At 69.5% G+C, this 14,101-nt stretch carries 18 protein-coding genes; 11 read left to right on the plus strand and 7 right to left on the minus strand.

Annotation, left to right across the window (positions count from 1 at the left end; all coding sequences use genetic code 11):
* Positions 1–46 precede the first annotated feature (46 nt).
* The 5 genes from AB0N66_RS10455 to AB0N66_RS10475 form a co-directional block, all read right to left on the minus strand.
* Positions 47–880, minus strand: a complete 834-nt coding sequence (locus AB0N66_RS10455) for a DUF1206 domain-containing protein (protein WP_365431103.1) — start codon at positions 878–880, stop codon at positions 47–49.
* A gap of 153 nt (positions 881–1,033) precedes the next feature.
* A complete protein-coding gene (locus tag AB0N66_RS10460) occupies positions 1,034–1,891 on the minus strand; it encodes a ribonuclease BN (RefSeq protein ID WP_365431105.1) in 858 nt (285 codons plus the stop codon).
* Positions 1,892–2,224: 333 nt separating this feature from the next.
* Positions 2,225–2,584, minus strand: a complete 360-nt coding sequence (locus AB0N66_RS10465) for an ANTAR domain-containing protein (protein ID WP_365431107.1) — start codon at positions 2,582–2,584, stop codon at positions 2,225–2,227.
* A 55-nt stretch (positions 2,585–2,639) separates the two neighbouring features.
* Positions 2,640–2,996 (minus strand): PRC-barrel domain-containing protein, encoded by a 357-nt coding sequence (locus AB0N66_RS10470; protein WP_365431109.1) that lies wholly within the window; start codon positions 2,994–2,996, stop codon positions 2,640–2,642.
* A gap of 145 nt (positions 2,997–3,141) precedes the next feature.
* Positions 3,142–3,420 carry a hypothetical protein gene (locus AB0N66_RS10475; protein WP_365431111.1) on the minus strand — a complete coding sequence of 93 codons (279 nt, stop codon included), beginning with the start codon at positions 3,418–3,420 and terminating at the stop codon, positions 3,142–3,144.
* A 718-nt stretch (positions 3,421–4,138) separates the two neighbouring features.
* On the opposite strand from AB0N66_RS10475, the gene AB0N66_RS10480 reads away from it, so the two are divergent.
* The 6 genes from AB0N66_RS10480 (at position 4,139) to AB0N66_RS10505 (ending at position 6,581) form a co-directional block, all read left to right on the plus strand.
* A complete protein-coding gene (locus AB0N66_RS10480; protein WP_365431113.1) occupies positions 4,139–4,312 on the plus strand; it encodes a hydrophobic protein in 174 nt (57 codons plus the stop codon).
* Between the two features lie 90 nt (positions 4,313–4,402).
* Positions 4,403–4,576 (plus strand): CsbD family protein, encoded by a 174-nt coding sequence (locus AB0N66_RS10485; protein WP_365431115.1) that lies wholly within the window; start codon positions 4,403–4,405, stop codon positions 4,574–4,576.
* 136 nt (positions 4,577–4,712) lie between these two features.
* Complete coding sequence (locus AB0N66_RS10490; protein WP_365431116.1) at positions 4,713–5,303, plus strand: hypothetical protein; 591 nt, start codon at positions 4,713–4,715, stop codon at positions 5,301–5,303.
* Between the two features lie 31 nt (positions 5,304–5,334).
* Entirely contained in the window at positions 5,335–5,772 is a 438-nt protein-coding gene (locus tag AB0N66_RS10495; RefSeq protein WP_365431118.1) for a hypothetical protein, read from the plus strand.
* A gap of 384 nt (positions 5,773–6,156) precedes the next feature.
* Positions 6,157–6,324, plus strand: coding sequence for a hypothetical protein (locus tag AB0N66_RS10500; RefSeq protein WP_365431120.1), 168 nt, complete (start codon positions 6,157–6,159; stop codon positions 6,322–6,324).
* Positions 6,321–6,581 carry an STAS domain-containing protein gene (locus AB0N66_RS10505; RefSeq protein WP_365431122.1) on the plus strand — a complete coding sequence of 87 codons (261 nt, stop codon included), beginning with the start codon at positions 6,321–6,323 and terminating at the stop codon, positions 6,579–6,581. Before AB0N66_RS10500 ends, AB0N66_RS10505 begins: the two co-directional genes overlap by 4 nt.
* 226 nt (positions 6,582–6,807) lie before the next feature.
* On the opposite strand, the gene AB0N66_RS10510 is transcribed toward AB0N66_RS10505, so the two are convergent.
* Positions 6,808–7,677, minus strand: coding sequence for a UbiA family prenyltransferase (locus AB0N66_RS10510; protein ID WP_365431124.1), 870 nt, complete (start codon positions 7,675–7,677; stop codon positions 6,808–6,810).
* Positions 7,678–7,830: 153 nt separating this feature from the next.
* Here AB0N66_RS10510 and AB0N66_RS10515 point away from each other — a divergent pair, with 153 nt between their 5' ends.
* The 5 genes from AB0N66_RS10515 (at position 7,831) to AB0N66_RS10535 (ending at position 13,200) form a co-directional block, all read left to right on the plus strand.
* Entirely contained in the window at positions 7,831–8,898 is a 1,068-nt protein-coding gene (locus AB0N66_RS10515; RefSeq protein WP_365431126.1) for a 3-oxoacyl-[acyl-carrier-protein] synthase III C-terminal domain-containing protein, read from the plus strand.
* Between the two features lie 63 nt (positions 8,899–8,961).
* Positions 8,962–9,501: an isoprenylcysteine carboxyl methyltransferase family protein gene (locus AB0N66_RS10520; RefSeq protein WP_365431128.1), complete on the plus strand. Its 540-nt coding sequence runs from the start codon at positions 8,962–8,964 to the stop codon at positions 9,499–9,501.
* Positions 9,498–10,511, plus strand: coding sequence for an FAD-dependent monooxygenase (locus tag AB0N66_RS10525; protein WP_365431130.1), 1,014 nt, complete (start codon positions 9,498–9,500; stop codon positions 10,509–10,511). Before AB0N66_RS10520 ends, AB0N66_RS10525 begins: the two co-directional genes overlap by 4 nt.
* A gap of 155 nt (positions 10,512–10,666) precedes the next feature.
* Entirely contained in the window at positions 10,667–11,425 is a 759-nt protein-coding gene (locus AB0N66_RS10530; RefSeq protein WP_365431132.1) for a GntR family transcriptional regulator, read from the plus strand.
* 119 nt (positions 11,426–11,544) lie between these two features.
* A complete protein-coding gene (locus AB0N66_RS10535; RefSeq protein WP_365431134.1) occupies positions 11,545–13,200 on the plus strand; it encodes an allantoin permease in 1,656 nt (551 codons plus the stop codon).
* 76 nt (positions 13,201–13,276) lie between these two features.
* On the opposite strand, the gene AB0N66_RS10540 is transcribed toward AB0N66_RS10535, so the two are convergent.
* Positions 13,277–14,077 carry an ABC transporter ATP-binding protein gene (locus AB0N66_RS10540; RefSeq protein WP_365431136.1) on the minus strand — a complete coding sequence of 267 codons (801 nt, stop codon included), beginning with the start codon at positions 14,075–14,077 and terminating at the stop codon, positions 13,277–13,279.
* Between the last annotated feature and the right edge of the window lie 24 nt (positions 14,078–14,101).

Here is a 14,101-nt window from a genome sequence, read left to right on the forward strand (position 1 = left end):
TGGTCGAGTCGCACGCACGGTGCGCACAAAGGGCAGAGTCGAAGGTTCACAGCCGGCGCCAGCGCGCCGAGGCGAAGGAGAAGACGCCGAAGAGGATCAGCCCGATCGCGACGGCAACCAGGAGCCACGGCCCCATCGGTGTCTGTGTGAAGCTGCGGAGCGTCGCGTCCACGCCCTTGGCCTCGTCCGGGTCGAAGCGGATGGCTGCCACCAGGATGAAGATCCCCGCCGCGGCGAACACCACGCCACGTGACACGCCTCCGCCCACGCCCAGACCGGTGACGACCTGCTTCGTACGTTGGCTCATGCTGCCGGTGTCCAACTGCTTGAGGAAGCGCCGCATGGCTGCCCGGACGGCGAGTACCCCGCCGATGCCGATCAGCAGGCAGCCCCCAGCACCCACCAGCACCTGGCCGTACGGCAATTCGAGCACCGATGCCGTCCAGTCCTTCGACTGCGAGTTGCCACTGGAGCCCTGGCCGCCCCCGGCGGCATACGTCGCCGTGGCCCAGCAGACGGAGGCGTAGAAGACCGCCCTTCCGCCGTCAAGGACTCGTGAAGCGGCTTTGCGCTGCGGGCCCCTGTCAAGGATCGCGCGGGACGCCCGCCACAACGCCATGCAGCCGAAGCCGACCACCATCGCCCACAGCATCACCTTGCCGAACGGCTGTGCCGCGACCTGGGCCAGTGCGCCTTGCCGGTCAGCCGACTCCCCGCCGCTGCCGAGAGCGATCTGAATGGCAAGGGCGCCGATCAGGGCGTACACCACGCCCCTCGCGATAAAGCCCGCTCGCCCTGCGGCAGTCAGCGTCTCGTTCTGGGTGGTACGGGCCGCGGACTTCGCGGCCAGGCCACGCCTTTGTGTGTGAGACGAGGTCATGATGTCCTCCCCATGGTGTGGGCGCGCGGTACGCGTTCACCGCTCCCCAGTGCCCCTGGCCGGGGATTTGATGCGCGGCAGTCGACGAGCGACCGCCGGAGCGAAGCAGGATCAGTCATCAGTCATCAGTCATCAGTGGTCAGTGGTCAGTGGTCAGTCATCGGTTGCTCGTCGCCGCCAGGCCCGCTGTTTCAGCTCCTGTGCCACGCGGGGGAGTTCCTCGTGCAGGAGGCGGCCCACCAGCGCACCGCCGAAGACGACGACGCCCACACCGACCAGCCAGGACTGGACGACCAGGACGGTTCCGAAGGGACCGTAGGTGACGGCGCTGGAGGCGATCAGCGGTGAGAAGACGAGACGGGAGAAGACCCGAAGACCGAGCAGCCCCAACGCCGTCGCCGCCGCGCCGGGCAGCAGGGCGCTCCAAGCGATCCGCCCACCGAGGAGCATCCGCTGCGACCACCAGAAGAACAGGACGGCGCTCAGTGTCGCGCCCAGCGTGCCGGCCGGGGAGTGGCGCCACAGCGTGGTGGTGGCGGTCAGGTAGAGGGAGCCGACGAGGACGCCGAGCCACAGCACCTGTCGCCATCGCGCGTACCAGCGGGCCGAGGGCAGCTCCCAGACCTTCTCGTAGCCGGTCTGCACGGCCGCCCCGAAGGACAGACCGAAGACGGCGAGGGCGGCAAGCCCGAAGGCAGTTGTGGTCTGCAGCACCTGCCCTGGCCGGGCGAACAGCTGCCCGATCTGGTCCTTGGCGGCCCTCGACACGCCGAGCCCGTCGCCCAGCCACTGCGCGAACCCCAACCCGTGCTCCGGATCCGCCGCGGAGACGACGATCAACAGGGGTACCAGCGTGAGGAATCCGAGCGCCGAAAAGCCCAGCGACCTCGGCCCCAGTTCGATCTCTCTGCTCCGCTGCCATCCGCGCTCGACCGGCGAATCGCGGATCACTCGGCCCAGCCGTACCGATAGAGACGATCGGTCCGCGGCACCGGAAGACTTCTTCGGCATGCAGGTCGACTATCACATCTATCGAGGACCCGTCACTGACACCGAAGGAACAGAAAAGGACCAGAAAGGAACAGAAGATGATCCACTCCGGGTCACGAGCCGGGCTCCCGCAGATCGACCGATGACAGTTGGCCAATGACAGTTGGCCGCTGGCCGCTGGCCGCTGGCCGCTGGCCGCTGGCCGCTGGCCGAAGAGGATGTGCACCGGAAACGGTTTACCGTCGCAGGAGTTGGGTTACCCGGCAGAGCGTCCCATGGCCGGCCGGCCCGGACGAAGGCACCGGAAGGTTGAGCTAGCAGCCCCCGGTGCCGCACCGTGAAATGCGTGAGTCGTCAACGCCCCCCCATCGCGTGAAGGCGCCGCAGGGCGCCCCGCCACTCGCGCCGTATCGCCTCGGGGAGTTCCTGGCCAGTCGTGGTGGCGACCAGAGCCACAGCCACGTCGCGGAGTTTGACGTTGCAGTGCTGCGACACGTCCACCAGCAGACCCCAGGCCCGCTCACTGGTGCACGGCGCCAGGGCCATCACCATGCCGCGCGCCTGATCGATCACCGCGCGGCTGGCCAGCGCCTGGCTCAACTGCTCATTTGTGGAGCGCAGTTCGAGGATCTCGACAGTCAACACCGCGTCCCCTGCCGAAGTCGCAGCCGTCGACAACGGCTGTTCTTCACGGGTCGCGGTCACCTGTTGCATGGTGGGTACCTCACAACGAAGTCTTCACGAAGGCAGTCACCGGCTCCAAAGGCGTTCAGCGGCGCGCCAGTTGGCGTTCACCGGCCGCGCCGGGCTGGTAGTGCAGGCCGTAGTGCTTGAAGATCGCTTCCTCCTGGTCGGCGGGCAGCACGTCGTCGGTGCCCATCGAAGGGGCCTGTTTCACCAGCGTTCCGACATAGCCGACCTTGAGATAGCCCGGCCCGACGAGCGCGTCCTGAAGGGGGACGAAGACCAGACGGTGCCGGGTCGGCAGTCCGATTCGTACGGTGGCCATGGCGGGCTCGTCGGTGGTGGTGTCCACATAGACCGCTTCGAGGACACCGATCTTGTGCGACTCGGTGTCGACGACGTCGCGGTTGCGCCACTCGCGGACATCGGCTGCGTGAATCATGGCCTTCCCCTTCCGGACGGTTCATCTGACGGTTGTGGGGCAAGCGCGGCTGTGCGAGGCATGGCATGCGCCTCTCCACGATTCCGCGCGTCCGGCGCGGCCGAAGCCGTCCCGAAACCTCTGGATGTCAGGCCCAGTTCGTCGGTCACCCGCGGCGTTCGCGGTCCCGTCGGTCCTCGCGCCTCCAGCGCGCCCGGTGCTGACGCGTGTAGCGACGTTCCCAGCGGTCCTGACGCTCCCTGCGGTTCCGGTAGTCCCCGTACTCCCCGAAATCGGAACCGCCGCCACGCCCCCAGCCGCCACCACGATCGCGGCCGTAGCGGGTGACGCCGAAGACGAGCACGGCAGCGGCCACCCACCAGATGGGGTTGAGGAAGCCGAAGCCGAACAAGGCCACGATCAGGATGAGAAGGAGAACGAACACGGCGGGCCTCCCCGGAGCGGAACAGAGCGTCAATGCCGGGGGCCGGGGCCTGTTCACACAGCGTAGCCCTGCCCAAGGAATTACGGACAGCGCCCCGCGTAACGGTTTTGCACCTGAAGTGGATGGCCACTTGACATCTATTCAGGGGATGCGCAGGAGGCTAACGTGCAGCGCACGGCAGGAGCCCCCGGCAGCGTCGCTCACCTCTCGCGCTCCTTCGGGGGCGCACTGTGCACATCAGTGCCGGAACCTGTCCCGTCCCCGACGGGCCGCTCCCGCACTCGCCATCGCCACGCGCTCCCGGTGCGGCCTTGATGCGCCCCAAGCGGGCATCCTCCATCTGCTGCCCGCCGCGTCGTACGCAACCCACCGCTGGCGGTACACATGTACGCGCTGATCGTTCCGGCTTCGACCCCCTTCGTCCTGCTCGCCACCGTCATGGGCCTGTCCTGGTGGGAGGACCACGTCCTGCCGTCGGCGGAGGCGGTCGAAGCTCCCGCCGAGGCTCCGTCTATCCCAACGGCCCCTCCCCAGCTCGCGGAACTCCCCCGTGTAGACACGTCGTTGACACAGACTGTTGCCAGGCGTTGACTGACAGCACGGCGTAGGGCTATGTCACTCCGGATCGTTCGGGGCGGCATTTCACCTTCCCGCTTCGCCCGGACCCCGCGGAACCAGGAAATTGCCGCGATCTGGAGGCCCGGCGATGATGTTATGGATGCTTCTCTTTGTGCTGATCCTCGTGGTGTTCGGGTTCGGCTTCACCATGCAGGCCCTTTGGTGGGTCGCCGCCGTACTGCTGATCGTCTGGATCGTCGGCTTCGCCATGCGCGGACGCGGCAGTGGTGGACGCCGTGGTGGCGGTCGCCGGTACAGCCGCAGCCGCGGGTAGCCCCCAACACCAGGCGTCTTCCCGCCCGCGGGGAGGGCGGCCTGTACGGCCATCACGCGCGGGAACCCATCGAACGAACAGAGGACAGCCATGAGCGTCGGACAGACGATCAAGCACAAGACCCAGGCATTCAAGGGCCGGGTCACCGAACGTATAGGCCGGACCACCCGCAGCAGGCGACTGCAGCGCGAAGGCAGGACCGACCGGGTCTCCGGAGACCTGAAGCAGTCGGGCGACAAGGCCAAGGACGCCTTCAAGCCCTGACGACAACACACCCCGGGTGGTGCCTGCCTCGCGTGGAACTCCACCCGGCAGGTCAACTCGGAATCAGCCCACAGGAATTGACGGGCACGGCAATGAAGCAGAGCGACCCACGAACCGAGAGCCAGAGAAGGCAGCCATGCTCACCATCGTGATCATCGCCGTGATCGTCGTCGTGGCGGTCGCCGTCCTCATCGTCGGACGTGGCCGAATCCGGCACGGCGGTGGGCGCGGGCTGAAGCAGCGCTTCGGACCCGAGTACGACCGTGCCGTCGTCGACCACGACGGTGACACCCAGGCGGCCGAGCGGGAGCTCGGCGACCGCGTCAAGCAGCACGGCGACCTCACCGAACAACCGCTGTCTCCGGAGGCCCGCGCGCAGTACACGGCTCAATGGGCCGAACTCCAGGACCAGTTCATCGACTCGCCGCAGCAGGCCGTCACCGAGGCGGACGCGCTCCTCGCCCGCCTGGCGAAGGACCGGGGCTTCCCCGGTGAACAGTTCGAGGAGCAGTTCGCCGCCCTCTCCGTCCACCACGCCGCCCAGGTCCCCGGCTACCGCAGCATGCACACAGCAGCACGCGGCCAGAGCGGCACCGAGGAAATGCGGGAGGCCATGGTCGAAGCCCGGAACTTCTTCGAGGCACTGGTCACCGAACGGGCAATCGACTTCGACCGGCACAGTCCGCCGTCTCGCGACGCCCAAGGCCACGCGCCGCAGCAGCACTGAACCGACGCCACACGAAAGGAAGCAGCACCTGATGTCATACGACGCCGAACACGCGCGGCACCCGCAGACCGGAAGCCCGGATCCCACGACGCCGCGCGCCTCGCAGACACCTCATACCGAATCCGCTCATGCGCCGCCTACGCCCGGCGTCAACACCGACGGGCTCCATCCCACGCCGGGCTCGGAACTACTCCCGCAAGGCGAACGGGACAAGGCCACCGTGCGCCTCCAACAGGCCCTCAGCACCTTCGTCGACAGCCCGCGCCAAGCGGTGGAACAGGCCGACGCCGTCTTCGACGACGTCGCCACCCAGTTCACCAACACCCTCGCAGAACGGCGCCGCGGCCTACGCGCAACCCAGCAGGACCAGGACGCCGATCCCCGGACAGAGCAACTACGGCTCACGCTCGGGCAATACCGGGACATCACCGAACGACTGCTGCACATGTCAGCGCCGGCCGGCCACTGACACCGTCCTCCCCTCAGGAGACATCAACACGACTCCGTCGGGGGCAGAACAGGCCGCGGAACTGGCGGCAGAACACAAGGACATCGGCGCCGCCCGATCACCACCGTGTAAACATCCCGATGCTCCTCTCCGCGGCCAACCGCGGGTCCGGCCTCACGACTATGCTGGATGCGGACGTCCCAGACCTCGGCGGGCCACCACTGTTCGGCCCATATGGCTGCGTAGAGCGGATCATTCGTCCGGTCGCCCAGCGCATCCCCAAGGGAACCGGCTGGGTCCTACGCCCCGGAACATCGGCTGCCGGATCGATCATTCACCTGCCCGCACGACAGGACGACCGTGCCGGGAGCCCGGCACGGTCTCGTGAACCGAGGCATCCTGCCCATGAGTACCCCACCCATCCTGAACGTCCACCGGCGCTACACGGGCAACCGGGCGCTGGTCACCCTGACCGGTGCGATCGACCTGAATTCGGTACCCCTGGTACACGCGTCACTGGAGCGATGCCTGTACGACGGCATCCGCGTCATCGAGTCGATCTCACCGCATTGACCTTCTGCGACTCCAGCGGCATCAATGCCTTCCTCTACGCCTTGTCGCACACCGCCGCGGCCGGAGGCCTCCTGCAACTGCACCACCCCAGCCCGGCGTTGGAGCGACTCGTCGCCCTCACCGGCACCGGCTCCCTCTTCCTCACCCTCCCGGATGCCCGCGCCGGGAGCCGACCGCCCCCGTGGCCCTCCCCCATGCACCAACCCGCGCACGGGTTTCCTCCGACCCTTCCTGCCTTCCCGGGCGATGTGCTGTGACGGCCCCGCCCGGGCCGATCCGACCCCGGAAACGCACGGATCACCGGCCGCCCACGACCGGCACGATGTCCCTGGGTCGTGACGATCACGCGATGAGCGGCGGGACGGCAGGTGTGCCGTGTGCGGGCTGATGGCCGATCGCCCCCACCAGCCCAGGGGTTGGTAGCAGGCGGGACACCCGGCCGACGTGCTGGATGTGCGTGAGCCGGCCGGCAAGGCGACACGGTCAGGCGATCCCGGTGCCGCGCACCAGCAGCAACGCCACGTCCGCCACCGCCACGGCGACCGCTGCCGCGAACGCCAACCGCTCCCAGCGGCGTCCCAGCACCGTCCCCACCGCAGCGATCAGTGCGGTCACCACGAGCGCGGCCGTTCCCCACCTGCCGGGTGGTCCAGCGGGTCCCAGCACCAGAACCACGGACGCTGCCACCAGCGGCACCGGCAGCAGCAGCCGCGCGCCGTCCGGGCCCAGCCGGTGCGGCCATCCCCGTACGCCCGTCGCCAGGTCCCCGCGGATGTCCGGCAGCACATCACCCAGATGGGATCCGACCCCCAGCAACGCCCCGGCGGTGACAACCCACCAGGCCGGCCACGGATGTCCCGGCAGCCCCAGCGCGACGAATGCCGGGAGGCCGGCGAAGCCCACCGCATAGGGCGCCCAGGACCACGCTGTCGCCTTGAGCCGCAAGTCGTACGCCCACGCGGCCGCCACCCCGGCCAGGTGAACGGCGCCCGCCCACAGACCACAGGCGAACGACAGCGGCACGCACAGCACCAGCGCGGCGTACGCGGCCACCCACACCTCCGTCACACCGACCGTGCCGTCGACGACGGGCTTGCCACGGCGGCAGGCGGCGATGTCCCGGCGCGCGTCGAACGCGTCGTTGCACCAGCCGACGGACAACTGCCCGGTCAGAACGGCAGCGCCGGTCAGCACACAACGCGCGGCGCTCTGCCCTGCGGTCACGGCCAGCGCGGTCATCAGGACGGTGACCGCCACGACAGGCCCGGGGTGGCACGACCCGGCCAGGCCACCCACCCGGCCGGCCCAACGCGCGGCCGGACCGCCTGCCGTCGACTGCTCGGGAGTGCCCACCCGGCCGATCGTAGGCGCCCCGGCCCCACCCGGCCGGCGTACCGCGCCCTCGGGACGAGCGGCCGGACGGGCGATCAAGGGTGTCGAAACCCCGGACCGGGGAACACGTGCAAAGCAAGTCAGGCCCCATGCAGGAACCCAGACGGGAACCGTATGACCCGGATCGCAGCTGTCCATGGTGCCCTCGCACCGCACCGTCGCCCCCAGCACGAGATCACGGACATGGTGGCCCGCACCTGCCTGCCCGAGAACACCGACCGCCGGGTCCTGGACCGGCTGCACCGCAGCGCGAAGGTCAGCTCACGCAACATGACGCTGCCCCTCGAACAGTACGGAGAACTGGACGGATTCGGCGCCTCCAACAACGTCTTCATCCCCGCCGCCACCGACCTGGGCGCCCAGGCCGTCCGGGGCGCACTGCACGCCGCCGGTCTGACCGCGACCGACGTGGACCTGCTGATCTTCACCTCCGTCACCGGCATCGCCACCCCCTCGATCGACGCACGACTGGTCGGCCGCCTCGGACTGCGGCCGGACGTCAAACGGCTGCCCCTGTTCGGCCTGGGCTGTGCGGGGGGCGCCGCCGGCCTGGCCCGGATGCACGACTACCTGCTGGGCCGACCCGACCACGTGGCGGTGTTGCTGTCGGTCGAACTGTGCTCTCTCACCTTCCAGCGCAACGACGCCTCCATGGCCAACCTGGTCGCCACCGGGCTGTTCGGCGACGGCGCGGCCGCGGTCGTCGCGTGCGGCGCGGGCCGCACGGAGCGCCCGGACGAGACCGCCGGCCCGACGATCGTGGACACTCGCAGCCACCTGTATCCGGACACCGGGCGCGTCATGGGCTGGGACATCAAGGACACCGGTTTCAAGGTCGTCCTCGACCCGCAGGTCCCCGATGTGGTGCGCCGTTACCTCGCCGATGACGTCGAGGGGTTCCTCGGCGACCACGGGATCAAGCCGAAGGACGTGACCGCCTGGGTGTGCCACCCCGGCGGCCCGAAGGTCCTCGAGGCAGTCACCGAGGCCCTCGACCTGCCCGACGACGCACTCGATGTGACCTGGCGTCATCTGGCCGACGTGGGCAACCTGTCCTCGTCATCGGTGCTCCACGTGCTGCGTGACACCCTGGCCAGGCGCCGCCCGCCGCCGGGCACGCCGGGCCTGCTGCTGGCGATGGGGCCCGGCTTCGCCTGCGAACTCGTCCTGCTGCGCTGGTAGTTCGCCCCGTCGAAGGACACGCAAGACACGAAGGACGCGAAGGACACGAGGGACAGTGGACACATGATCTGGTACGTACTACTGGTGGCCGCCGTCGCCGGCGAGCGCGTCGCCGAACTCGTCGTCGCCCGCCGCAACGAACGGTGGAGCACCGCCCGCGGCGCGACGGAGACCGGGCAGGGCCACTACCCGGCGATGGTCGTCCTCCACACCGGCCTGCTGGTCGCCTGCCCGGCCGAGGTGTGGCTGGCCGACCGGCCCTTCGTCCCCGCCCTGGCCTGGCCGATGCTGGCCGTACTGGTGGGCGCCCAGGCGCTGCGGTGGTGGTGCATCAGCACTCTGGGCCCCCGTTGGAACACCCGGGTGATCGTCGTACCCGGCCTGCCGCTGGTGACGGGCGGCCCCTACCGGTGGCGGTGGCTGCGGCATCCGAACTATGTGGCCGTCGTCGCCGAGGGTGTGGCCCTGCCACTGGTCCACACCGCCTGGGTCACCGCGGCCGCGTTCACGGTACTCAACGCCGCTCTGCTCACCGTGCGCATCCGCTGCGAGAACCGGGCGCTGGCCACCACGGTCACGTCGACCACGCCCGCTCCGGCGTGATCGACGTCCTGGTGGCCGGCGGCGGACCGGCCGGTCTGGCCGCCGCCATTCACGCCACGCTCGCCGGTCTGGAGACCGTCGTCGTCGAACCCCGGACCGGGCCCGTGGACAAGGCTTGCGGAGAAGGCGTCATGCCCGGCGGTGTCACCGCGCTGCGAGCACTGGGTGTCGAGGTCACCGGCCGCGAACTGCGCGGCATCCGTTACGTGGACGGCGCCGCCCGCGCCGAAGCGCCTTTCCACGGCCATGGCGGGCTGGGGATCCGTCGTACGACGTTGCACTCCGCACTGCACCGGCGCGCTCTCGACCTGGGCGTGCGGATGCTGCCGGGCAAGGTCGGCGAGGTGCGCCAGAGCGCGGATTCGGTCACCGCCGCGGGCACCACGGCTCGCTGGCTGATCGCCGCCGACGGCCTGCACTCCCCGGTGCGCCGCGGCCTGGGGCTGGAGTTGCCGGGCATCACCCACGGCCGCTACGGACTACGTCGGCACTTCCGCGTCGAGCCGTGGACGGACTTCGTGGAGGTTCACTGGTCCGGGCACGGTGAGGCCTACGTGACACCGGTAGGTGACGACCTGGTGGGCGTCGCGATCCTCAGCCGCAACCGTCGCGGATACGACGAGCACCTGGCCGGCTTCCCGGCCCTCACCGCGTCGCTGCGCGGCCCGGCCGCGACGGAGGTACGCGGCGCCGGACCGCTGTTGCAGCGGGTGCGGCGCAGAACCGCCGGCCGCGTCCTGCTCGTCGGCGACGCCGCGGGCTATCTGGACGCCCTCACCGGTGAGGGCATCGCCCTCGCGTTGGCGACGGCCGGGGCCGCCGTCCGCTGCCTGGCCGCCGGGCGACCGAACGAGTACGAGCGTGCCTGGGCCCGGCTGACCCGGCGCCACCGGTTGCTGACCGGGGCCCTGCTGGCCGCGAGCCGCCGTCCTGGCACCGCCCGTCTCATCGTCCCCGCAGCGTCCCGGATGCCCCCGGTGTTCTCGGCCGCGGTCCGCGCACTGCAGTAGCGGCCGGGTCGGTTCCCCTTCCGCGTCGGCGCGCAGCCATTCGGGTGTTCGAAGCCGACGCGAGGACCCGGACGCCACGGGCGTGAGATCCCGGAAACGAGCAGTTCACAGCGTGAGGGGTTGCCGGGAACAAGCGGTTTCTAGCGTGTCCGCTCATGGATACAGAGCTGTATACGCAGTCGGACACAGCTGACGCGCAGTCGGTCGCCCCCGGCGCACCGGCGGTTCCGTCAGCTGGTTCCTCGCTGCGTGAGGCGGTCTACGCCAAGCTGCGCGCGGCCGTGCTCGACGGCGGGTTCGGCCCTCGCGAGCGACTGGCCGAGATGCGGCTGGCCGCGCGGTTCGGGGTGTCGCGGACCCCGGTACGCGAGTCGCTGGCGCGGCTGGCGTCCGACGGGCTGATCGAGCGGGGCGACGGCGGTTTCTTCGTGACCATCCCCAACCTCACCCAGCTCAAGGACTTCTACGAGCTCCGGGTCACCCTGGAGCTGCGCGGGATCGCCCGCGCCATCGAGGACTCCTCGATCAAGCACGACACGGCGATCCTCACTGCCGAGCTGGACCGCTGGTACGCGATGCGTGAGCGGCCGCAGGCAGTGGACCCGCGGTTCGTCGTCCAGGACGAGAAGTTCCACGCCGAGCTCTCCCGCGCTTCCGGCAACTCCGCCCTCACCCATGCACTCGTGACGGTCAGTGAGCGCATCCGCCGGGTGCGGATGTACGACTTCCTCACCCAGGACCGGGTGGAGACGACCATCACCGAGCACATCGAGATCATGGAGCTCGTCCGCGACGGCCGCCTCGACGAGGGCTACCGGGCCCTGCACGCCCATGTCGGCGACTCGATGGCCGTGGTGTTGGAGTGCGCCCAGCACGCCATGACGCAGATGGCCCTGCACTCGGACCGCCTCTGAAACCCCGGGAAATCCATCCCGGCCTTCGACTCCCCGGCTGCCGACGACGCCGACCGGGGGTGCTCCACCGCTCACCGCATCCGCCCCCAGCACTCCCCCGCATCCCCGAAGGGCTGACTATGAGCACCACCGAGTCATCCAAGACGGCCACAGCGCCGGTGTCCCCAACCAGCCAGGCGACCAAGGAGACGCTGGAGGACTACACCCTCCGCTTCGCGCCCCGCAGTTACCGGCGCTGGACCCCGATGGTCGTGGCGACGACCGCGCTCGGCGGCATCGCCTACATGGCCGACTTCTCCATCGGCGCCGGCATCGGCCTGGCCCACGGCACCGGCAACGCGCTCGTGGCGATCGCCGTGGCCGCCGTCGTCATCTTCGTCACCGGCTTCCCGCTCGCCTACTACGGCGCCCGCTACAACATCGACCTGGACCTGATCACCCGCGGCTCCGGCTTCGGCTACTACGGCTCGGTCCTCACCAGCGTCATCTTCGCCAGCTTCACCTTCATCTTCTTCGCCCTCGAAGGCTCGATCATGGCCCAGGGCCTCAAGCTGGGCCTCGGACTCCCGCTGTGGCTGGGCTACGCGCTCTCCACGCTGATGGTCATCCCGCTGGTGATCTACGGCATGAAGGCGCTCAGCAAGCTCCAGGTGTGGACGACCCCGGTCTGGCTCGTGCTGATGGTCGGCCCGCTGGTCTATCTGATCTCCACCGACCCGGGCACGGTCGACCGCTTCCTCAACTACGCGGGCACCGACGGCGAGGGCGGCATCAACACCGCCTCCGTGCTGCTGGGCGCCGGCGTCTGTCTCTCCCTCATCGCGCAGATCGGCGAGCAGATCGACTACCTGCGTTTCATGCCGCCCAAGACCGAGGCGAACAAGCGCACTTGGTGGACCGCGGTCATCATGGCCGGCCCCGGCTGGGTGGTGCTCGGCGCGCTCAAGCAGGCCATCGGCGTCTTTCTCGCCGTGTACATCCTGGCCAAGGTCGGACCGGAGGCCGCGCCCGAGCCGATCCAGCAGTTCCGCAGCGCCTTCGACGCGATGATGCCGTCCTGGCTCGTACTCCCGCTGGCCGTGGCCCTCGTCGTGATCAGCCAGATCAAGATCAACGTGACCAACGCCTACTCCGGCTCGCTCGCGTGGACGAACTCCTTCACCCGTGTCACCAAGCACTACCCCGGCCGTATGGTCTTCGTCCTGGTCAATCTGGGCTTCGCGCTCGCTCTGATGGAAGCCGACATGTTCAGCTTCCTCAACGACATCCTCGGCTTCTACTCGAACTGCGCGATCGCCTGGATCGTCACCGTCGCCACCGACATCGGCGTCAACAAATACCTGCTGAAGCTGTCCCCGCTCCAGCCCGAGTTCCGCCGCGGCATGCTCTACGCCGTCAACCCCGTGGGTGTCGTCGCCTTCGTCGCCGCCTCCGGCCTGTCCATCACCATGTACTTCCACGCCCTCGGCGACACCCTCCAGCCGTACTCCCCCGTCGCCGCGGCCGTCCTCGCCTTCGTCCTCACCCCGCTGATGGCCGTCGTCACCAAGGGCAAGTACTACCTGCGCCGCACCGACGACGGCATCGACGAGCCGCTTCTCGACACAGAAGGCAACCCGAGCGCGACGACGTACGACTGCCACGTCTGCCACCAGCCCTACGAGCGCCCCGACCTGGCCGCCTGCCAGACCCACGACGCGCACGTCTGCTCCCTGTGCCTGAGCACCGACAAGGTCGGCGACCACGTACTGCCCATAGAGCCGTCCGCCGCCTGAACCCAACAGCCGGGCGGCGAGGAGATCGCCGCCCGGCCGCACCTCCTGGAGGAGTCGCGCGGTTGATGACGGCGCGTCAACTGTCGGCGAGCTCGGCCGCTCGGTCCAGAGCGAGCGGCTGGGCCGCGTACGTGATGCGGACGACGCCGTCGGCATGCCGTTCCGTGCCGCCCTGCACGCCGAAGACGTCGCGGAGGAGGTCCGGTGTCAGGACCTCCAGTACGGGTCCCGCCGCCACCACCGCACCCTCGTGGAGCACGACGAGATGATCGCAGAGCCGGGCGGCGAGGTCGAGGTCGTGCAGGACCGCCAGGGTGGTGATCCCGGTGCTGCGGATCAGGTCCAGGAGCTCGAACCGGGCGCGGATGTCGAGGTGGTTGGTGAGTTCGTCCAGGACCAGGAGCTGCGGCCGCTGGGCGAGGGCGCGGGCCAGCAGGACGCGTTGGCGCTCGCCGCCGGACAGGGTGGCGTAGTCCCGGTCCGCGAAGGGCGCGACACCACAGCGGTCGACCGCTTCGGCCACGGCCTGGTGGTCCTCCGTGCCGTCCCGTCCCAACAGGCCGTGATGAGGCGTACGTCCCAGGGCGACGATCTCGGTCACGGTCAGGCCGGTGGTGGTGCCGGCGTCCTGGAGGACTGCCGCCGTACGGCGGGCGGCGGTGCGCGGGGACAGCTCCCATACGTCGTCGCCGCCCACCCTGACCACACCGTCGGCGGGCCGTAGCGAGCGGTAGACCGTGCGGAGCAGGGTGGACTTGCCGCTGCCGTTGGGGCCCACGAGCCCGACGATGTCGCCCTTGGCGGCCTCCAGGTTCACCTCGCGGAGAATCGGCCTGCGGTCGAGGGTGATGTGGAGCTGGTCGACGGTCAGTTTCATACGGTGTCCAGCCCTCGTCGCTGC

This window comes from Streptomyces sp. NPDC093544, from assembly GCF_040683495.1.
Lineage (GTDB): Bacteria > Actinomycetota > Actinomycetes > Streptomycetales > Streptomycetaceae > Streptomyces.

Bases quoted from the DNA above. Each gene is read 5' to 3' on its own strand.
- AB0N66_RS10455 (WP_365431103.1), bottom strand. From the start codon at position 880: ATGACCTCGTCTCACACACAAAGGCGTGGCCTGGCCGCGAAGTCCGCG.
- AB0N66_RS10460 (WP_365431105.1), bottom strand. From the start codon at position 1,891: ATGCCGAAGAAGTCTTCCGGTGCCGCGGACCGATCGTCTCTATCGGTA.
- AB0N66_RS10465 (WP_365431107.1), bottom strand. From the start codon at position 2,584: ATGCAACAGGTGACCGCGACCCGTGAAGAACAGCCGTTGTCGACGGCT.
- AB0N66_RS10470 (WP_365431109.1), bottom strand. From the start codon at position 2,996: ATGATTCACGCAGCCGATGTCCGCGAGTGGCGCAACCGCGACGTCGTC.
- AB0N66_RS10480 (WP_365431113.1), top strand. From the start codon at position 4,139: ATGCTTCTCTTTGTGCTGATCCTCGTGGTGTTCGGGTTCGGCTTCACC.
- AB0N66_RS10485 (WP_365431115.1), top strand. From the start codon at position 4,403: ATGAGCGTCGGACAGACGATCAAGCACAAGACCCAGGCATTCAAGGGC.
- AB0N66_RS10490 (WP_365431116.1), top strand. From the start codon at position 4,713: ATGCTCACCATCGTGATCATCGCCGTGATCGTCGTCGTGGCGGTCGCC.
- AB0N66_RS10495 (WP_365431118.1), top strand. From the start codon at position 5,335: ATGTCATACGACGCCGAACACGCGCGGCACCCGCAGACCGGAAGCCCG.
- AB0N66_RS10500 (WP_365431120.1), top strand. From the start codon at position 6,157: ATGAGTACCCCACCCATCCTGAACGTCCACCGGCGCTACACGGGCAAC.
- AB0N66_RS10515 (WP_365431126.1), top strand. From the start codon at position 7,831: ATGACCCGGATCGCAGCTGTCCATGGTGCCCTCGCACCGCACCGTCGC.
- AB0N66_RS10520 (WP_365431128.1), top strand. From the start codon at position 8,962: ATGATCTGGTACGTACTACTGGTGGCCGCCGTCGCCGGCGAGCGCGTC.
- AB0N66_RS10530 (WP_365431132.1), top strand. From the start codon at position 10,667: ATGGATACAGAGCTGTATACGCAGTCGGACACAGCTGACGCGCAGTCG.
- AB0N66_RS10535 (WP_365431134.1), top strand. From the start codon at position 11,545: ATGAGCACCACCGAGTCATCCAAGACGGCCACAGCGCCGGTGTCCCCA.
- AB0N66_RS10540 (WP_365431136.1), bottom strand. From the start codon at position 14,077: ATGAAACTGACCGTCGACCAGCTCCACATCACCCTCGACCGCAGGCCG.